Genomic DNA, 18,653 nt, shown 5'->3' with positions numbered 1-18,653 from the left:
TCCTCGTTCAGGGCAGGCGCAGGATGAAACAGCCGCCGCCCAGGGCGCCGCCGTTTTCCAGCGCGATGCTGCCGCTGCTGCCCCGGTGCTTGTGCATCTTTGCCACTTCGCTGGAAAAATACAGCCCCAGTCCCGTGCTGTTGGTGGAAAAGTTCACGCCGGCCGCCATGCCATCCATGGCCGCGCTGCCCGCGTCGAGCAAGGCCTGCGTATAACCGTCGCCATTGTCTTCCACGCGCAGTTCGAGCAAGCCATCGGCCTCGCAGACCGACAGGCGGATCGTGTCCTTCGTGTAGCGGATGGCGTTGTTGATGGCGTGCGCGAGCACGCCGATGACCAGGTCTTCATCCAGGGTCCAGATCAGCTCGGGCGGACAGGCCGTCTCCAGCTGGATGCCTTTCGAGGCCAGCAGGATCTTTTCCTGGTCCACCACCTGGTCGACCACCTGGCTGACCAGCTGCGGCTGCACGTCGAACGGGTAGCCGGGCTTGCCCACTTCCTTGTACAGGGCCAGCAGCTGGATCAGGTTATCGTTGAGGCGCTTGGTCTGGTACAGCATCTGCGCCATCTGCAGGTAGGCGGGGTCGGCCTGGGGCGAGGGTTTGGCCTGCTCGGCCGCCAGCAGCGACTCCAGGGTGCCGCTGACAACGCTGATCGAGTTTTTCATGTCGTGCACGGTCGACGCCAGGAACAGGAAAAGCTCGGGCGAGCTGTGTTGGTCTTCCACCGGATATCTCCTTGGGCCGCAGCTTGAATATTGCCAAGGATAAATTATACCGCCAGCATGCGCGCGCCTGCCAGCCGCGCGTAAAGTCCCTGACTTGACGCAACAATGCCGCCCCCGCTTGCGCAAGGGCGGCATCGGATGGCCAAGCCGGCAAGATCAGCGGCGTGCGGCCGCCAGGCGTTTGACCACGACGATCATGCGGTCGATTTCCTCATACGTATTGTAGAAGGCGAACGATGGCCGCACGGTCGCCTCGACGCCGAAACGGCGCAAAATCGGCTGGGCGCAGTGGTGGCCCGAGCGTACGGCGATGCCCTCGTCGTTCAGGGCCCGCCCCACTTCCGCCGGCTCGTAACCGGCCAGCACGAACGAGGCCACGCTGGCCTTGTCAAACGCCGTGCCGATCAGGCGCACGCCGGGAATGGCCTGCAGGTGGTGCGTCGCGTATTCCAGCAGCGCGTGCTCGTAGGCGGCGATGTTTTCCAGGCCGATGCGCTGCACGTAGTCGATAGCCGCGCCCAGGCCCACGGCGTCGGCGATATTGCCCGTACCCGCCTCGAAACGGTTCGGCACGCCCTGGTAGACGGTGCGCTCGAACGTGACGTCGGCGATCATGTTGCCGCCGCCCTGCCATGGCGGCAGCTGCTCCAGCAAGTCCGCCTTGCCATATACGGCGCCGATGCCCGTCGGGCCGAACACTTTATGCCCCGAAAACACATAGAAATCGGCGCCCAGCGCCTGCACGTCCACGCGCAGGTGCGACACGGCTTGCGCGCCATCGACCAACACGCGCACGCCGGCCGCATGCGCCAGCGCGATGATCTGCGCCACGGGTGTCACGGTGCCCAATGCATTCGACACCTGCGTCACGGACACCAGCTTGGTACGCCCGTTGAGCAGCTTGCGGAATTCATCGAGCAGTATCTGCCCGCTGTCGTCGACGGGAATCACGCGCAGGGTCGCGCCCTTTTCCGCCGCCAGCTGCTGCCACGGCACGATGTTGGCGTGGTGCTCGAGCTGCGAGACGATGATCTCGTCGCCGCTGCCGATGTATTTGCGGCCAAAGGTGTTGGCGACCAGGTTGATACCCTCGGTGGCGCCACGCACGAAGATGATTTCATTGGGCGAAGCGGCGCCGAGGAACTGCGCCACCTTGGCGCGTGCCGCTTCATACGCATCGCTGGCGCGCGCCGCCAATGCGTGCGCCGCGCGGTGGATGTTCGAATTTTCGTGCGCATAGAAATACGACACCCGGTCGATCACCGACTGCGGCTTGTGCGTGGTGGCAGCATTGTCGAACCAGGCCAGCGGCTTGCCATTGACCCGTTCGGCCAGCACGGGGAAATCGCGCCGCACGGCATGCACGTCGAACGGCGCCGGCGTCTGGTGCTGGCCAGGCTTCGCAGCCGAAGGCAGCTCGGTCTGGAAATAGAACGCGGGCTGGCTGTTAGCCGGCGATACGGGCAGCTGGCGCGCGGGTGTCTGCTGCGGCGTGGCAAACAGTCCCCGCACATCGTCGGGTGCCGCTTGTCCCAACCCCTGCTGCGCCAGGCCGTCGAGCTTGCCGTTCGACACGGGATAGCCATGCGCGCCGCCGACAAAATAATAGGGCGACGGCGCACTCAGGGCGGACAGGCGTGGCGTCGGCACGGAGGCCGGCGCCGGCGCAATCGGCGACTCCAGCGGCGCCGTCACGGGCGGCACTTGCGCCGTCGCCACGCCGGGGGCGATGGCGGCAAACGAAGGGCCGGGCTGCGGCGGCGGCCGGTTCGCATAGCGGGGCGCCGCATCGAGCACGCTTCCGGAACCACCGAGGCTGGGAGATTTATCCACGCCCGGCAGGCGGGCAAAGAATTCACCGGCCAGGCGGTTCAGGGTCGCTTCGTCGGGTAAGAACGGGACGGCAGGCAAGCCCGCCGCACCATCACTTGTAGGTGTCTGGGTAGTCATGGTATTTACCGATCTCCACGTCTTCCAGTACGGCCAGCGCATCGTCGGTCAGCACGGCCAGCGAGCAATACAGCGAAATCAGATAGGACGAAATCGCATGGCGGTTGATGCCCATGAAGCGCACGGACAGGCCCGGGCTTTGCTCGCCCGCCAAGCCAGGCTGGAACAGGCCGATCACGCCCTGCCGCTGTTCGCCCGCGCGCAGTAAGATGATTTTCGTCTTGCCGTCTTCGATCGGCAGTTTGTCCGATGGCACCAGCGGCACGCCGCGCCACGTGAGGAACTGGGAGCCGAACAGGCTGACGGTCGGCGGCGGCACGCCGCGGCGCGTGCATTCGCGGCCAAAAGCGGCAATGGCCAGCGGATGCGCGAGGAAAAAGCCCGGCTCCTTCCACACTTTCGTCAGCAGTTCGTCGAGGTCGTCCGGCGTGGGCGCGCCCGTCAGGGTGAAGATGCGCTGGTCGTCGTGCACGCTGGCCAGCAGGCCGTAGTCGGGATTGTTGATCAACTCGCTTTCCTGGCGCTCCTTGATCGTCTCGATGGTCAGGCGAAGCTGCTCCTTGATCTGGTCGTGCGGGCTGCTGTACAGGTCCGACACGCGCGTGTGCACGTCGAGCACCGTGCTGACGGCATTGAGGAAATACTCGCGCGGCTGGTCGTCGTAGTCGACGAAGGTTTGCGGCAGTTCCGACTCGTCGCGCTGCGAGCAGGCGACGCGCACGTCCTTCGGATTCTTCACGCGGTTCAGGCGGTAGATACCCGCTTCTACGGGCAGCCATTGCAGCAGGTGCACGAGCCAGCGCGGCGTGATCGTGGATAACTGGGGAACGCTCTTGCTTGCATTGGCCAGCTGGCGCGCGGCGTTATCGCCCAGCGCGAACTGGTTCTCTGTTGCTTCTGCCATGACTACTCCTGATGAGAAAAGTGAATATGCTTATCTGAAAAACGAATAAAGTATCGGACGTCTCCCCTCTTCTCTCAACATGCTATCGCCACCAAAACACGCTTAACCAAACCTACTGCGCGTCGCGATTTGCAGCCTGCGATGCTCACTGTGCATTCGCACAGCTGCGCTTCTCGGCCACAACTCACTGCCGCTCGCTACGGTTTTGTTATGCGTTTTACCTGTTTTTAATCCACCAATTCCGGCTCGCAGCGCGCCATCAATCCCGCCAGGCCGATGCCCAGCGCACCGGCCAGCTTTTCCACCGTCAGCAGCGACGGCGTGGCGGCGCCCCGTTCGATCTCGCCGATGAACGAGCGGTTCAAGTCGGCCGCTTCGGCCAGGCGCTCCTGCGACCAGCCATGCCCTTCGCGCAACTGGCGCACGGCCAGTCCAAACTGTTTGATCAACATGCTGTCCTCATGGGTGGTGGGCAAAAGCGGGGTGGGATGGCGCCGGCAATTCCGGCAACTCCTGCGCCTCCTGCTGGTTATGCGCTTGCGTGACATGGCTGCCGGGCGCCACGCTGCGGGTCAGCCAGACATTGCCGCCGATGACGGAGCCCTGGCCGATGGTCACACGTCCCAGGATCGTCGCGCCCGCATAAATGACCACGTCGTCCTGCACGATGGGATGGCGCGCCAGTCCCTTTTTCAGCACGCCGTCGGCGCCGGAGGGAAAGCGCTTGGCGCCCAGGGTGACGGCTTGATAAATGCGCACCCGTTCGCCGATGATGGCCGTCTCGCCGATCACCACGCCCGTGCCATGGTCGATGAAAAAACTGCTGCCGATGATGGCGCCCGGGTGGATGTCGATGCCCGTCTGCGAATGGGCCACTTCGGCGATGATGCGCGCCACCAGCGGCGCGCCCAGCGCATACAGGGTGTGCGCCAGGCGGTAGTGGATGATGGCCAGGATGCCCGGATAGCACAGCAGCACTTCATCGACGCTGTGCGCGGCCGGGTCGCCATGGAAGGCGGCCGCCACGTCCGTGTCGAGCTGGGCGCGGATGCGCGGCAGCGCGCGGGCGAAGCGCTGCACGATGGCCAGCGCCTGCTGTTCGATGGAGACCGTCTGCTGCAAGCCATGCTGGCGCGCGTGGTAACTGAGTTCGCGCCTCACCTGTTCGTGCAGCCCCGTCAAGGTCGTGTCGAGCGTATGGCCGACAAAGAAATCCTCGCTCTCCTGCTGCAGGTCGAGGGGGCCCAGGCGCATGGGAAACAGGGCTGCGCACAGGGCTTTGATGATGTCGTGCAAATGCTGGCGCGACGGGAATTCGCGCGCGCCGCACTCCTGATTGCTGGCCAGTCCTTCGCGCCACTGCTCGCGCACGGCGCGCAATTCATCGACGATCTGGCGCAGTTCCCATTGCGGCTGCGCGGCAAGGGAGACAGGGGGGATGGCTCGCTGGTTCATGGTGGTCCCGGGAAGAGAGTTAATCTTGCAGCCAAGGCAGCGCATGCCAGCGCCAGCCACCGCTGTGGCCACGCTGCTGCTGCTCGTCGAGGTCGCCCTCGAAGCCTTGCGCGATATTGAAGACATGCGTGAAACCCGCCTTGGCGGCCGCTTCGGCGGCAGCGGCCGAGCGCTTGCCGCTGCGGCACAGCAGCACCACGACGGCATCCTTGCCGCCCACCTTCGCTTCCAGTTCGCGCGTAAAGCGGGGATTGCGGTTCATGGACGTGCCGGTCGCCCACGCCACATGCAGCGAGGCCGGCACGTAGCCGACGAAGGTGCGTTCCTCGTTGGTGCGCACGTCGACCAGCACGGCTTTGCCGGCCTGCACCAGCTGCCACGCATCCTGCGCGCTGACGATACCCGCATACGGCAAGCCCTGCGCCTGCGCCTGGGCGCGCGCGAGATTGAGTACTTCGTCAAAGGCCGCCTCGCCGTGCCCGGCGCGGGGATCGAAAATCAGTTCTGCAGCAGCCATCTTTCCACCTCTTTATTCCGTCGTCAAAAACCAGCACGAGTCCACTGTAGCGAACTTATGTTGTTCGGAAAACAAATTAAAAAGAGTTTGGAAAGCTGAAAAACGTATATGGGGGCGGTGTATGGGGTCAGACCCTCACACGCGTTGGCGCCAGGCTTGGCGTCAGCGGTGTTGGGGGTCTGCCCCCAGCCCTCGCCTGCTCTGCGTCTACGCTCAAGCAGCGCGGCGGCGTTCGCGAAGTAAAAAACGGGCAGGATCGAGCGCCTCTGCCAACTGACGTTCCAGCGGCAGCGGCTCGCCCTCCAGCTGGCATGCCAGCAGCTCGGCCGCCAGCGGCGCCCAGATCAGGCCGCGCGAGGCGTAACCGAGCAAACCAAACAGCCCGGGCCAGCGCGGTACGTCGCGCAGGCGCTCGCAGCGGCCTGGGACGCCGGGGTCGGGCAAGGCGCCCGCCAGCGGCAGGCGGTCCGGCGCCATGCAGCGAAAGCCCGTGCGGCCCGCCAGCGGCGCATCGAACGGGGCGACGCCCAGGATGTCGGCGATCTTCCCGATATTGTCTTCCTGGCTCGATGGGCGCAAGTCGGTGTCCGCATCGGCATCGTAGCTGGCGCCCACGCACATGACACCCTGGTGCGCCGGCGTCATGTAGGCTTCGCGGCAGACGACGAACGGCAACGAAGGCAAGCTGCCTTCGGCCAGGTGCGTGACCTGGCCGCGCACGGCGTCCAGCGGCAGGCTCGCCGCCTGCTCGAAATCGACTGCCCCCGTGCCTGCCGCCAGGATGACGGTGGGCGCGGCCGCGATCAAGGTACCTTGCGCATCGCGCACCAGCCATTCCTCCTCGCCACGCTCCAGGCGCAGGGCGCTGCTGGAAAAGCGCCGCGTGAGCGAGGCGCCGCAGGCGTCCAGCATGGCCGCGCAGACGGAAGACGGGCGCGCCCAGCCGCCCTGTTCGAACCACCAGGCGCCATCGGGCGCCGGTGCGCCCAGCATGGCGCTCGCCTCGGGCGCTTCCAGCCAGCGGGCGAATTCGCGCGGATACAGGCCACTGGCGGCGATCTGCCGCTGCACCTGCGCATGCGCGCCGTCGCGCGCCAGGTGCAGCACGCCGCTTTGCACACCCTCGATGGCGGCGCCGATGCCGCCCAGGTCTTTCCAGCGGCTCAGCGAGTACAGGTAGGCGGTGCGCACCAGGCGCGTGGCGATATTATCGTCCTTCGACATCAGCGGCATGAAGATGCCGGCCAGGTTGCCCGACGCCTCGCTGGCCGGCTGCGCGTGGCGTTCGATCAAGGTCACCTTCCAGCCGCGCGCGGCCAGCCGTTCGCAGGCGGCCGCGCCGGCCACGCCCGCGCCGATGACGATGGCGCGCCGCTCGGGCACGGTGACGGCCGCGTACTCTTCGCGCCGCGCATAAAACACGGCGCGCAGGCGGCTCTCGTCGAAGACAAAACCATTCTTTTGCAGGGCGGCGCGCTGCGCCTCGTCCAGGTGCACGGCCTGCAGGCGGGCGCCGTCCATCATCAGGCGCGCCAGCACCGGCGTGGCTGCGGGCACCCAGGCCAGGTGTACTTCATCGACGCGCGCCGACAATTGCGCCAGGCAGGCATCGGGCTCGCCGATCAGCACATCGAGCGTGACGAGGCCATCGTGCGACACCATGCGGTGCAGGCCCGGCACGCAGGGTGGCCACTGTGCACGCCACTGCTCGGGCAAGTGGCGCGCATCGACGGGACGCGGCGCCAGCGCGATGTAATGGAGGCGGCGGCCGCCATGCGCCGCACAGGCGGCGCGCAAGCGGGCGCCGTCAAAATCCGTGTCGAGCAGGACGAGAGCGCGGCGCATCAGCGCCCCGCCCGGCAAAAGCAGGTGGGTGCATGGTCATTGACCATGCCGATGCCCTGCATGTAGGCGTAGATGATGGTCGAGCCGACGAACTTGAAACCCCGCTTGAGCAAGTCTTTCGAGAGTTTGTCGGACAAGGCCGTCTTGGCGGGAAACTCGCCCGGCTGCCAGCTGTTGACGATAGGCTCGCCATCGACATACGCCCACAGGAAGCTGTCCAGGGTCTGCCCTTCCGCGCGCAGGCGCAGGTAGGCTTGCGCATTCGTGATGGCGGCCGCCACCTTCAGGCGGTTGCGCACGATGCCGGGATCGAGCAACAGCTGCGCCACCTTGTCCGGGCCATACGCGGCGATTTTTTCAGCATCCCAGCCGTCGAAGGCGGCGCGGTAGGTATCGCGCTTGTTGAGGATGGTTTCCCAGCTCAGGCCCGCCTGCGCGCCTTCCAGGTTCAGCATCTCGAACAGCCGGCGCTCGTCGTGGCAGGGCACGCCCCACTCTGTATCGTGGTAGTCGAGATAACGGGGATTGGCCGGGTTGGCCCAGGCGCAGCGGGTAATATTCATGGTCGTGTTCTTCATGTGCAGGCAAGTCCCAGTATAGTTTATCGGCCGCGCAGGATGCGGCCCAGTTCCTGCAAGCCGTGCGCCATCTCGGCCGGGGGAATCGCCGCAAAGCCCAGCAGCAGCCCGCGTGGCGTGGCACACTCCGGGCCTGCCGCCGGATCCGCATAGTGGCCCAGCGGACGCAATTCGATGCCATGTTCCAGCCCTGCGCGCGCGACGGCTTCCTCATCGTGGCCGGCGCGAAAATAGGCGCACAGCTCCAGGCCGCTGTCGGCCGGGCCGCACGCGAGCTGGTCGCCCAGTTCGCGCGCGATGCCGCGCACCAGCAGGTCGCGCCGTTCGGCATTGCTATCGCGCGTGCGGCGGATATGCCGGCCAAAGTGTCCTTCGGCGATGAAGTCGGCCAGCGCCATCTGCGGCACGATGGCCGTGTGCCGGTCCATCACGGCCTTGGCTTGCACCAGCGCCTCGGCCAGCGCGGGCGGCGCCACCATATAGCCCAGGCGCAGCCCCGGGAACAGCACCTTCGACAAAGTACCCACGTACACCACGCAGCCGGCCCGGTCCAGACTTTGCAGCGAGGCCAGCGGCGCGCCCGTGTAGCGGTATTCGCTGTCGTAATCGTCTTCCACCAGCCAGGCTTTATTGTGCGCGGCCCAGGCCAGCAGGGCCAGACGGCGGGGCAAGCTCATGCTCACGCCCAGCGGCATCTGGTGCGATGGCGTCACGTACGCCAGCTTCGCCTGCGGACAGTGCGCCACGCCATACGCCACGTCCAGCCCCTGCGCATCGACGGGAACCGGGAAGACGCGCGCGCCGGCCGCGCGCAGCGGGCCGCTGGCGCCCCGGTAGCCGGGCGACTCCATCCAGGCCGCGTCGCCCGGCGCCAGCAGGATGGTCGACAGCAGAAACAGCGCCTGCTGCGAACCGGAAGTGATGACGATCTGCTGCGGCGTGCACTGCACGCCGCGCGAGGCTTTCAAGTACACGCACAGCAGTTCGCGCAGCGGCAGGTAGCCGGCCGGGTCGCTGTAGCCGAAATGATGGTCGGGCCGGCGCCAGCGCCGCGCTTCCAGGCGGTTCCACACGTCGAACGGGAAGTGGTCGATGCGCGGCATGCCGACACGGAAAGCGCGCAGCGGCCCCCGGTGGAACGCCACCTGGCGCATGGCCGCCACCACGCCCTGCCCGCGCGCCGACAGGGGCCGCAGCAGGCCGGGCGCGTCCGCCCTGGCGGGCGGCGCTGCCAGGGGGACGTCGATGCTGACAAAAGTGCCGCGCCCCACGGTGCCGTCGAGATAGCCTTCGGCCGTCAGAAGCGCATATGCATTGAGCACCGTCTGGCGCGACACGGCCAGCAGGCGGCAAAACTCGCGCGTGGGCGGCAACTGCATGCCGGGACTCATGCGGCCATCGAGGATGGCCGCCTTGATGGCCGCATACAGCTGGCGAAACAGCGGCTCGCTGGCGCCGCGCTGCAGCGGCAAGGCGGTGATGATCTGGTGCAGGTGGGAAGCTGGCATGGTGGCGCTCTTGAATTGGTAGCTTAAAGATAGCACTTATTGGTTGTTTTAAATAGCCAAGACTGGCGCTAAGATGGCGCATCCCCTCTACTCTTGCGGAGCACCCATGCATCAGTTTTTCGCCACCGTCGCCTGGCAGCGCGACGGCCAGGATTTCGCCAGCCAGCGCTACAGCCGTGGCCATGCATGGCAGTTCGACGGCGGCCTGACGGTACCCGCCTCGTCGTCGCCCCTGTCCGTGCCGCTGCCCATGTCGGTGGCGGAAAATATCGATCCGGAAGAAGCGCTGGTGGCCGCCACGTCGAGCTGCCACATGCTGTTCTTCCTGTCGCTGGCGGCGCAGCGCGGCTACGTCGTCGACGACTACCGCGACGATGCCGTCGGCGAACTGGGCAAGAATGCACAAGGCCGCCTGGCCATGACGCGCATCGTGCTGCGTCCGCGCATCGCCTTCGCGGGAACGCCACCCTCGCCCGAAGCGCTGGCGGCCCTGCACCACGACGCGCACGAGCGCTGCTACATCGCCAATTCCCTGACGGCCGACGTGGTCGTGGAAGGAGCGCACTAGATGTACACGCCCGCCAGCTTCCGCGAAGAGCGTCTCGAGGTTCTGCATGGCCTGATCGCCGCGCATCCGCTGGGCGCGCTGGTACGCCATGACGACTATGGCTTGTGCGCCGACCATCTGCCGTTCGAGATCGCCGCGCCCACGCCCGAAGCCCCGTTCGGCATCCTGCGCGCCCACGTGGCGCGCGCCAATCCGCTGTGGCGCGGGGCCGGCGGGAACGATGAATGCATGGTGATTTTCCAGGGGCCGCACGCCTACATCACGCCCGCTTGGTATGCGGAAAAGCAGCGCAGCGGCAAGGAAGTGCCGACCTTCAATTACGCCGTGGTGCATGCCCATGGCCCCCTGCGCGCCATCGACGATGCGGCGTGGCTGCTGGGATTGGTGGAGCGGCTGACGGCACGCCATGAAGCGGGACTAGCCGCGCCGTGGCGGGTGGCCGATGCGCCGGCCGGCTATATCGAGAAACTCTTGAAAGCCATCGTCGGCATCGAAATCCCCCTCACGCGCATCACGGGCAAATGGAAGCTGGGGCAGAACCGCAGCATGCAAGACCAGGCCAGCATGGCGCATGGCCTGGCGCTGGACAACCAGCCCGGTGCGGCGCAGGCCCTGGGCGCGCTGATCGCCGCCAACGTCACGCCAGCCAGCTGACGGCCGCTGAAAACGTCAGAAACGACAGCGCCGTCGAGACCAGAATGATGCGGGCGATGCGCGCCGCGCAGTGCTCACGATGATGCGCAAGGCGCGCGGCGTGGCCCGGACCAACGATTCCTCCCTCACGCCAGCCAGCTGACGGCCGCCGAAAACGTCAGAAACGACAGCGCCGTCGAGACCAGGATGATGCGGGCGATGCGCGCCGCGCAGTGCTCACGATGATGCGCAAGGCGCGCGGCGTGGCCCGGACCAACGAGTCCTCCCTCACGCCAGCCAGCTGACGGCCGCTGAAAACGTCAGAAACGACAGCGCCGTCGAGACCAGAATGATGCGGGCGATGCGCGCCGCGCAGTGCTCACGATGACGCGCAAGGCGCGCGGCGTGGCCCGGACCAACGAGTCCTCCCTCACGCCAGCCAGCTGACGGCCGCTGAAAACGTCAGAAACGACAGCGCCGTCGAGACCAGGATGATGCGGGCGATGCGCGCCGTGTTAGCGCCGAAGCGTTCCGACAGCAGCGAGACATTGCTGGCGCTGGGCAGGCAAGCCACCAGCACCATGCAGGTCAGCGCGAACGGATCGAGCGGCGCGCCCAGCGCGATGGCCGCGTGGCCGATGCCCCACACCAGCAGCGGATGCAGCAGCAGTTTTTTCAGCGCCACGGGCACATATTCTCCCAGGGGCGCGGGGTCGCTCGTGCTCATTTGCGAACGGGCCAGCACGGCGCCGATGGTAAACAAGGCGACAGGCGAGGCGGCGTCGGCCAGCAGGTCCACCGTCTGCATCAACGGCTTGGGCAAGGCCAGTTCCAGCCACGACGACAAGGCACCGAGCACGATCGCCCACGGCATCGGATTGCCGGCCATGCCTTTCATGGCATTGACGACGGCGGCGCGGCTGCCGTGCGCGCCGCCGCTGCCGATGCGCGACAGGGCGATGCACAGCGAGCTGGTAATCAACATGTCGACGACGATGGTGACGATGACGGGACCAGACGAACGGGGGCCGAGCAAGGTCAATAGCAGGGGCACGCCCATGAAGCCCGTATTCGGGAAGGCCGCCACCAGCGCACCGAAGGCGGCGTTGTTCCAGTCGATGCGGTGGCTGAGGGTCATGGCCATGGTGACGCCCACCATGATCAGCGCGCACAGCAGGTAGACGCCGAACACGCTGGCGTCGAGCAGCTGCGCGATGGGCGTGGCGGCGCCGAAGCGGTACAGCATGCAGGGCAGCGCGAAGTACAGGACAAAACTGTTCAAGCCGCCGATGGCGGCCAGCGGCAGCAGCTTGCGCCGCACGGCCAGGTAGCCGCATAGCACCAGGGCGAAGAAGGGAAAGGTGATGGCGAGGATGGTCAGCATGGAGCGCCATTGTAGCGCGCACCGTGCACCGGCCGCCTGGCGCAAAAAAAGGCCGCTCGCGCGGCCCAAGGAGGTTTCGGGGATAACGCCGCTGGCCGGCTAGGGCTTGAGCTGGGCGCGGATCTCGCCTGCCGGATAGGCGGCGCTGTGCACGTTCACGTACAGGTTGCCGGCCTGGTAGCTCGCATACTGGGGCGGCGTGAGCATGGCGCCGGCCGGCACGGCAAACATGCCTTCGGCGGTTTTCACCAGCGGCACGATGACGGGACCATTGGCGCCGGCGGGCGCTTCATGGATATGCGCGACGGTCGCCAGCATGCCCGTGTAGCGCACGCCGCCGCTGACGCTGCGGTCGCGGGCGACACGAAGATTGCTGCTGCCGCTGGCCGTGCTGGTATTGGCAGGCACTTCCTGCGCCCCCGTCAAGGTGACGTCATGGCCGCCCGGCTCATGCGGGCCATGGGAACAGGCGCCCAGCAGGACGGCCAGCGCCAGCACGCTGGCGGCGCGGCAAGCGTGTTGTTGCAGTGTGCTCATCGCAGTACTCCTTTCACGGACATCGGCTCACGGCTGGCGCCCTGCCCCGCCCACACAGCCGGGCCGGGCGTACGCCGCACTTGAGTTGCATAGTGCGACAGTAACGCCATGCCGCCGTGTCCGCTTTGCTGTACGCCAAACTTGCTGCTCGTCTGCCAGCGCGTCCTCAGGCCAGGTGGCCTTCCGCCACCCAGCCGCGGTTGGCGGCCGGCGCCTTCGGCTTGGGTGCGATGCCGCTGCTTTTTTCCGCGTCGAGGATGATGCTGCGCATGCTGTCGCTGGCGGCAGGTCCTGGCGCGAATGCGTAGTACTCGTCATTGATGGGCAAGCCCGTCGTGGCGTCGACCAGTACCGGATCGGCGGCCAGGCCCGTGTCGCGGCTGGCGATGACGAGGCTGGCGCCTTCCGGCGCGAAGTTTTCATTACCCCAGGCAATAAACGCCAGCAAGACGGGCTTGAAGGCGCGCCCGGACTTGGTCAGCACATAGTCGTAGCGGGGCGGCTTGGCGCAATACAGGCGGCGCGTCATCAGGCCCCCTTCCACCAGGTCGGCCAGGCGGCGCGTCAGGATGGTGGGCGCAATCTTGAGGCTTTTTTCAAATTCGTCGAAGCGCGTCTTGCCATAAAACGCTTCGCGCAGGATGAGGATGCTCCACCATTCACCCACCTTGCCCAGGCTGCGAGCAATCGGGCAAGGCAAATTATTAAAGTTGGTATGTTTCATGGCCATCTCCTCACGTTGATTCAACACAACAATCGAAAAAGTATTTCAGTTGCAATACGGAAACTTAGTTACTATCATCTTGAAAGCTACGCTCACCCCATGATGGCGGCCTGAAAATACGCACAAATTCACACTTTTCTTGTTCCAGTACAATCATGGCTCGTTCTGTCCCCCTCAACCCGGTACGAAAAACGGTGTCAGCCTTGCCATGCGGCGTCGCTGACCACGCCCGTTTTTCGCCAGATGCATCCAAGATGACTCCTTTGAAGCTTGCCGTACTGCCAGCCCTGTTTGCCCTTGCCGTTTGCCAGACCACCACCGCCGGTACCGTCTCTTCCGCATCGTTCCAGGCCACCTTCGTCGTCCACGATGCGTGCACCATCGTCTCGCAGCGCGGCGGCGCCCAGGTACGCTGCCAGCACAACACGCCCTATCTGCTGCTCCAGCAGGCAACGCCATCGGGCGCCGACCTCGTCACCGTCACGTTCTAAAAATAAATCGTTGCCGTCACCGTGTCCTTGTAGTCGCCGGGGCGCGGCGACACCTGCGCCGGCACGCGGCCGTAGATCGTCAGCGGCACGCTGGCGCCCGTGCCCGTGCCTGTCACCATGCTGGTGCCAGCCGTGCCATCGCCCCATGGCGCACCGTCGAGGGTGGCTGACAGCAGGTAACTGACCTTGTCCGTGGTGACGGTGTTCTTCATTTGCCGGTTGGCCACATTGAGCGCCACGCTGCCGCCGTTGAGGGCAATCTGGTAGGCATTGTTGTTCACGCAACGCACGGACAGGGTGCTGGTGCTGCGCAGGTTGCCCGTCAGGATGGAAGCATTCGCAAACGCCATCGGCGTGGCCGTGATGGTGCAATCGTTGATGGCCGTGGCATTCACCGTGAAACCGAAGCTGCCGCTGCTGGCCGTGCACCCCTGCAGGTTGATGAGGCCATACGTGGTGTAGGTATAGGTGCCCACGCCGGCAAAGCTCGACGTATAGGCGGTATTGGCGTTGGCGACCGTGGGCACGGCGGCCAGGGCCGTGCCGGCGGGGATCTTTGCGTACACGGTAAAGGTGGTGGAATACGTGCCGGGCGGCGCCAGCAAGCCGGCCGACAGGATCATGCCGAAGGTCGACGGCGCGCCCGTCACGCCGGCGCCGCCCCAGATCTTCGCCGTCGCATATGAATTGTCCACGTACACGTTGTACTCCATGCGATTGCTGCCGTTGCCCAGCTTGCGCGGCAGGGCCGAGGTGGAATTCGTGCCCAGCCCCAGCGAGATGCACACTTGCGCATTGGGCGTGAGCAACTGCCCCAGGTTCAGCGACGAAAACAGGCAGCTGAAGGTGCCCGTTGCCTGCGCCACGTAATCGGTGCCGGAAATCGGGCTGACGGAGCCGAAATCGATATTCGTCATGCTGACCGTGCAGGTGTCTGCCGCCTGCGCCACGCTGCCCCAGGCGCAGCCCATCAGCAGAGTCAGCGATAACAGCAGGCGGCGCATCAGCGGCCTGCCCCGGCGCCGGCAGCAGCGCTAACGCAGTGCAGCGGCCCGATCACGGGCAAGCCGCCCGCCGCCGGACGCGCATAGGCAAAACGCACCGTGCAGGCGCTGTCGCCTTCGCCAACTTGCAGCTGATTCTGCTCAAGCAGATCATCGACGAAAACGATGCCGTCAAATCCCACCACCGTCTGCTTGCCGCTTTGCACGTGCAACACGGGCAAGCCCGTGGCCAGCGGCCTGCCCTGCGCATCCTGGACGATGACGGTGGCCGCGCTGTAGCGCTCGATGGGAAAGGCCGCCAGCACGCCCGCCAGGTGCTGCGGCACGACATTGATATTGCTCACGGGTACCCGCGCGTCAACATCGAGTTCATCCGTGGCGATGCTGATCTGGTTATTCCCATAGGGATTCAAATTCGGCACCAGCAGATAGCCGCTCCTGCCCGTCACGCCGATCTGGCGGTTTTCATGCAGCACAGGAATATTGCCCACGCCACCCGTGGAAACCAGCGCAAAACCGTTGCCCACCTGGCGCGCCGTCTCGATATGGCCATCCATCAGCACCAGCGCGCCTGCCGCGCCCAGCGAAGAGGCATTGCCCATGCTGCTGCTTTGCGTGCGCGCGCTCACGCGGCCGTCATTGCCCAGGTATTCCACCTGCGCCTGGCGATAGGCATTGCTGCCCGCCGTACCGGCCTGCAAGTTCCAGCCGAAGCCGCCGCCAAAGTCCGCCGCGCGCTGTGCGCTGATGCTGCGGCCGCTCTCGCCGTTCTGCCGGCTGCTGTTCACGCTGATGGCCAGATTGTTGTCGAAGGCCATGCTCAGGCCAAAGTAGAAGCCCCGTTTCTCGCGTTGCCGCAAGTCCTGGAACAGGCTGGCGTTGAAGAACAGGCCGTGAAACAGGGTGGCCGAATAGCCCAAGGTGGCCAGCTTCGATGGCGGCGCGCCAGGCGTGCGGTAGCTGATGTAGCTGCTGCTGATGCTGCTTCCTGCCGGCAATGGCAGGCTGACGGTGAGGCGGTCCGCCGCGCGCACCACGGGGCTGCCGTCGCGCGAGGCCAGGTCGCCAAACCCGGCGCTGGCGCGCACGCTTTGCGCATCCACGCTGAAGCGCGGCCCCATGTACTGGTAGCCGGCGCCCAGCTGCACGCCACGGCTGCGGCCGGCGCTGGCCGACAGCGAACCGTTGAGCACGCCCGCCTGGCCCAGCCGCACCAGTGCGCCCGCCCCCGCCTGATACAGGCCGGCGGCCAGTTCCGCATGGCCTTCAATCGTCAAATTGTCGCTGACGCCGTGGCGGCCCGAAGCGCTGGCGACCAGTTGCCGTTCATAGCCGAACAGGCGGCGGCCATAGTCGCGCCGCACGGCGCCCGCCTCGACCGAGTAATCGCTCAAGCCGCCGGCCAGCATGCGCGTATCGACATACAGGGGCAGCACGGTCGTCACGCTGCGCCCCAGCGCATCGCGCGTGATGATGGTGGCTTGCCCTGCGCCATTGATGCCGGCCACCTGGTTCAGCACAAATGGACCGCTGGGCACGCTGGCAGCATATTGCTGCACGCCGTTGACATACAGGCTCAGCGACGAAGGCACGAGCGCCGTGCCATCGACGGAGGCGACAGGAAAGGTCAGCAGGTCAGGGCGCAGCTGGAAATTCTTGCGCCACTGCACGCCGCCGACACGCACGGCGCGGCTCCAGCTGAGCGACGAGGAAATCAGGTCGCCCACCTGCCACGTTTGCAAGGTCTCGGTGTCCGCGTGGCTCCAGAAGGTGTCAAAGCGCATGTATTTGCGCTGGTCCGACCCCAGGTTCAAGGTGCCGGTATTACTGAAGACGCCGCTGTCATTAAAATAACGCAAATCGTTGAAGATGGCGGCGCGCCGCGTCTGGCCCAGCTCCGCATACGCTTCGTAATTGAGCACGGCGCCGGGCGTGACGCGCGATGGTGGCGTCTGCGCCGTCGTGCGCGCGCTGATGCGGTAAGGCGAGCGCAAGTCGTCCGCCACCTGCAGCGACACGCTCTGGCGCGCCGCATCATAGTCATAGCGAAGTCCGGGAATCGCATCGAGCGCGACCTCGGCCTGACCGGATGCGCCCAGGCGCGCCGGGTCCAGCCCCAGCTGCTGCAGGTTCGCCACACTGCTGCGCAAGCCTTTGCCCACCTGGGTAAAGCGCAAGATCAGCCCGGTTGACTCAGCATTCACAGTGACCTCCAGATACAGTTCATTCGGCGCCGCCGGATCGCTGGGCAAGCTGGCGGGGCCCGGATCGGCGCCCGTCACGGCCGCCGCATCGGCCCTGGCCAGCGGTGCCATGGCCAGCAGCAGCAAGGATGCCAGGACGCATTTCATGGTTTCGCCGCTTGCGCCCAAGGCGCGCAGCAAGCCGGCCCGTCATGGCAGCCATGTTCAAGGTGTCGAATTCTTGGCAATGAGTGCCTTGGCATTCACATTTACCGCAATACTCAACGGCCCATCCAGTTCAGCCTCCCTGGCAACGGGCAGGCGCCATACGCGCATGCGTGCCGCCAGGACATAACCAAACAGCCCCTTGCTGATGACAAACTCCTTGCCCGCCTGGTTCGTCAACGTCATCGCACCGATCTGCGCATGGAAATTGCCGCTGTTCTTGACACGCAACATCCACTCGCCCTGTTCGCGGAACACTTGCCAGTCGAGCACTTCCTTGCCCGGCGCACCGGCCGGCAGCACGAACACGGGCACCGAGTAGCGCAGGCGGATATCGACGCCGCTGCGGCCCGCCTCATCTTCGCGGCTGACTTCATCGATGAGCACGCGATACGTCTTTTCCTGCGCGACAGGGCCAGCCTGGGCACGCACCAGGCGGATCGTCTGCCGGCTGTTGGCGGCGATTTCGACGATCGGCGGACTGGCCACCAGTTCCTGCGTCGGCGCCAGCGTTTCCTCGCCATCGCGCTGATCCCAGACGAACACGCGCACCTGCCCGTAGATGGGCTGGTCGCCGAGGTTTTGCAGGCTGATGCCGGCCGCACTCTGTGCGGCGCGCAAATTGAGCGTCACCGGCGAAATCTGCAGGCTGGCGCCGTGCGCGCCCGCAGCGCAGCAAGCCAGCAATGCCAGCACGCCTTTCATCAGGGAAGCAGCACAGGCCTTCACGCAGCGCCTGGCTTAAAAGTAAACGGTAGCCGTGATCGTCGACTTGTAGGTATCGGGGGCCGGTGTCGCTTGCGGCGGAATATTGCCGTACACCGTGATCGGCTGCGATGAGCCGTTGCCGGTGCCGCCGACGGTATTCGTGCCCTGGGTATCGCCCCACAAGGTGCTGCCGGCCGTCTGGTACAGATTGAATTGCACCGTCCCCAGGTTGCCGCCCGTGCCGCTCATATAGCGCGTCGTGCCGGTCGAGCCGGTACCCGAGCCGGCCGTCAAGCCCACGTTATACAGCGTGGTATTGGTGCAGGTGACGTTCACGGTCGTATTGACGTTCACGGCAGTAGCCAGTACGCCCTGACTTTGGCCAAAGTCGAGATTGGCCGCCGCGATGGTGCAATTGGCGATGATTTTCAGGGTGACGTCAAAGGTGGTGCTGGCGCTGCCATTCAGATACACGGCTGCGTCGGCGCCACGAGGCAGGAGCGCCGTGGCGGCAATAGCCACGCTGGCAGCAACGATAAGGCGGGGAAAGATAACTCGCAACATGATACCTCCTGATGATGAAACATCATTAATGAGCCCGCCAATATGGAGGGCGTCGAGGATAGTCACGGTATTGCCGGCGTTTTCTTGGGCACGCAAACCAGGACGACAAAATACTTGCGCCGGGAGTCAGGAATCAAGGGACTCCGGC

Annotated in this window: 19 protein-coding genes; 3 read left to right on the top strand and 16 right to left on the bottom strand. The window is 65.6% G+C overall.

What is annotated here, in order from left to right:
* Positions 1-7: 7 nt before the first annotated feature.
* The 9 genes from LSO07_RS03845 to pdxR form a co-directional block, all read right to left on the bottom strand.
* Positions 8-727, bottom strand: coding sequence for a sensor histidine kinase (locus tag LSO07_RS03845; RefSeq protein ID WP_070257721.1), 720 nt, complete (start codon positions 725-727; stop codon positions 8-10).
* Positions 728-883: 156 nt separating this feature from the next.
* Positions 884-2,677 (bottom strand): family 2A encapsulin nanocompartment cargo protein cysteine desulfurase, encoded by a 1,794-nt coding sequence (locus LSO07_RS03840; RefSeq protein ID WP_151092370.1) that lies wholly within the window; start codon positions 2,675-2,677, stop codon positions 884-886.
* Positions 2,652-3,581, bottom strand: a complete 930-nt coding sequence (locus LSO07_RS03835) for a family 2A encapsulin nanocompartment shell protein (RefSeq protein WP_034784363.1) — start codon at positions 3,579-3,581, stop codon at positions 2,652-2,654. Before LSO07_RS03835 ends, LSO07_RS03840 begins: the two co-directional genes overlap by 26 nt.
* A 227-nt stretch (positions 3,582-3,808) precedes the next feature.
* Positions 3,809-4,033, bottom strand: coding sequence for a helix-turn-helix domain-containing protein (locus LSO07_RS03830; protein WP_034784364.1), 225 nt, complete (start codon positions 4,031-4,033; stop codon positions 3,809-3,811).
* A gap of 7 nt (positions 4,034-4,040) precedes the next feature.
* The gene (gene epsC / locus LSO07_RS03825) at positions 4,041-5,036 is read right to left on the bottom strand and encodes a serine O-acetyltransferase EpsC (protein WP_151092368.1); all 996 of its coding nucleotides are present in this window, start codon (positions 5,034-5,036) and stop codon (positions 4,041-4,043) included.
* 19 nt (positions 5,037-5,055) lie between these two features.
* Positions 5,056-5,553, bottom strand: a complete 498-nt coding sequence (locus tag LSO07_RS03820) for a rhodanese-like domain-containing protein (RefSeq protein ID WP_080753547.1) — start codon at positions 5,551-5,553, stop codon at positions 5,056-5,058.
* A gap of 213 nt (positions 5,554-5,766) precedes the next feature.
* On the bottom strand, positions 5,767-7,398 hold the full coding sequence (gene mnmC / locus LSO07_RS03815; RefSeq protein WP_151092366.1) for an FAD-dependent 5-carboxymethylaminomethyl-2-thiouridine(34) oxidoreductase MnmC: 1,632 nt from the start codon (positions 7,396-7,398) through the stop codon (positions 5,767-5,769).
* Positions 7,398-7,961 carry a DNA-3-methyladenine glycosylase I gene (locus LSO07_RS03810; protein WP_151092364.1) on the bottom strand — a complete coding sequence of 188 codons (564 nt, stop codon included), beginning with the start codon at positions 7,959-7,961 and terminating at the stop codon, positions 7,398-7,400. The genes mnmC and LSO07_RS03810 overlap by 1 nt, the downstream gene beginning before the upstream one ends.
* A 38-nt stretch (positions 7,962-7,999) precedes the next feature.
* Positions 8,000-9,484 carry a MocR-like pyridoxine biosynthesis transcription factor PdxR gene (pdxR, locus tag LSO07_RS03805; protein ID WP_151092362.1) on the bottom strand — a complete coding sequence of 495 codons (1,485 nt, stop codon included), beginning with the start codon at positions 9,482-9,484 and terminating at the stop codon, positions 8,000-8,002.
* Between the two features lie 106 nt (positions 9,485-9,590).
* Between pdxR and LSO07_RS03800 the strand changes: the two genes are divergently transcribed.
* Positions 9,591-10,052, top strand: coding sequence for an OsmC family protein (locus LSO07_RS03800; protein ID WP_151092360.1), 462 nt, complete (start codon positions 9,591-9,593; stop codon positions 10,050-10,052).
* Positions 10,053-10,706 carry an FMN-binding negative transcriptional regulator gene (locus tag LSO07_RS03795; protein ID WP_151092358.1) on the top strand — a complete coding sequence of 218 codons (654 nt, stop codon included), beginning with the start codon at positions 10,053-10,055 and terminating at the stop codon, positions 10,704-10,706. It begins immediately after the preceding gene.
* Positions 10,707-11,115: 409 nt separating this feature from the next.
* On the opposite strand, the gene LSO07_RS03790 is transcribed toward LSO07_RS03795, so the two are convergent.
* The 3 genes from LSO07_RS03790 to LSO07_RS03780 all read right to left on the bottom strand — a co-directional run bounded on the left by LSO07_RS03790 (position 11,116) and on the right by LSO07_RS03780 (position 13,330).
* On the bottom strand, positions 11,116-12,069 hold the full coding sequence (locus LSO07_RS03790) for an AEC family transporter (protein ID WP_151092356.1): 954 nt from the start codon (positions 12,067-12,069) through the stop codon (positions 11,116-11,118).
* A gap of 99 nt (positions 12,070-12,168) precedes the next feature.
* Positions 12,169-12,606, bottom strand: a complete 438-nt coding sequence (locus LSO07_RS03785; protein WP_151092354.1) for a CHRD domain-containing protein — start codon at positions 12,604-12,606, stop codon at positions 12,169-12,171.
* Positions 12,607-12,772: 166 nt separating this feature from the next.
* Complete coding sequence (locus LSO07_RS03780) at positions 12,773-13,330, bottom strand: winged helix-turn-helix transcriptional regulator (protein ID WP_034753667.1); 558 nt, start codon at positions 13,328-13,330, stop codon at positions 12,773-12,775.
* 254 nt (positions 13,331-13,584) lie between these two features.
* Here LSO07_RS03780 and LSO07_RS03775 point away from each other — a divergent pair, with 254 nt between their 5' ends.
* Positions 13,585-13,821 (top strand): hypothetical protein, encoded by a 237-nt coding sequence (locus LSO07_RS03775; RefSeq protein WP_070278994.1) that lies wholly within the window; start codon positions 13,585-13,587, stop codon positions 13,819-13,821.
* Here the strand turns inward: LSO07_RS03775 and LSO07_RS03770 are convergent.
* Genes LSO07_RS03770 through LSO07_RS03755 form a run of 4 tightly spaced genes read right to left on the bottom strand, consistent with a single transcriptional unit; the run spans position 13,818 to position 18,505 of the window.
* Complete coding sequence (locus LSO07_RS03770; RefSeq protein ID WP_151092352.1) at positions 13,818-14,825, bottom strand: Csu type fimbrial protein; 1,008 nt, start codon at positions 14,823-14,825, stop codon at positions 13,818-13,820. The two genes, LSO07_RS03775 and LSO07_RS03770, sit on opposite strands and share 4 nt — an antisense overlap.
* Positions 14,825-17,176 (bottom strand): fimbria/pilus outer membrane usher protein, encoded by a 2,352-nt coding sequence (locus LSO07_RS03765; RefSeq protein WP_151092350.1) that lies wholly within the window; start codon positions 17,174-17,176, stop codon positions 14,825-14,827. Before LSO07_RS03765 ends, LSO07_RS03770 begins: the two co-directional genes overlap by 1 nt.
* A gap of 57 nt (positions 17,177-17,233) precedes the next feature.
* Positions 17,234-17,962, bottom strand: coding sequence for a fimbrial biogenesis chaperone (locus LSO07_RS03760; RefSeq protein ID WP_225317167.1), 729 nt, complete (start codon positions 17,960-17,962; stop codon positions 17,234-17,236).
* Between the two features lie 12 nt (positions 17,963-17,974).
* Positions 17,975-18,505 carry a Csu type fimbrial protein gene (locus LSO07_RS03755; RefSeq protein WP_034778485.1) on the bottom strand — a complete coding sequence of 177 codons (531 nt, stop codon included), beginning with the start codon at positions 18,503-18,505 and terminating at the stop codon, positions 17,975-17,977.
* Between the last annotated feature and the right edge of the window lie 148 nt (positions 18,506-18,653).

It is taken from the genome of Janthinobacterium sp. PLB04 (genome assembly GCF_021165895.1).
GTDB lineage: Bacteria > Pseudomonadota > Gammaproteobacteria > Burkholderiales > Burkholderiaceae_D > Janthinobacterium > Janthinobacterium lividum.
The sequence above is the reverse complement of the archived record's forward strand: the minus strand, read 5'-3'. Positions and strand labels throughout refer to the sequence as shown.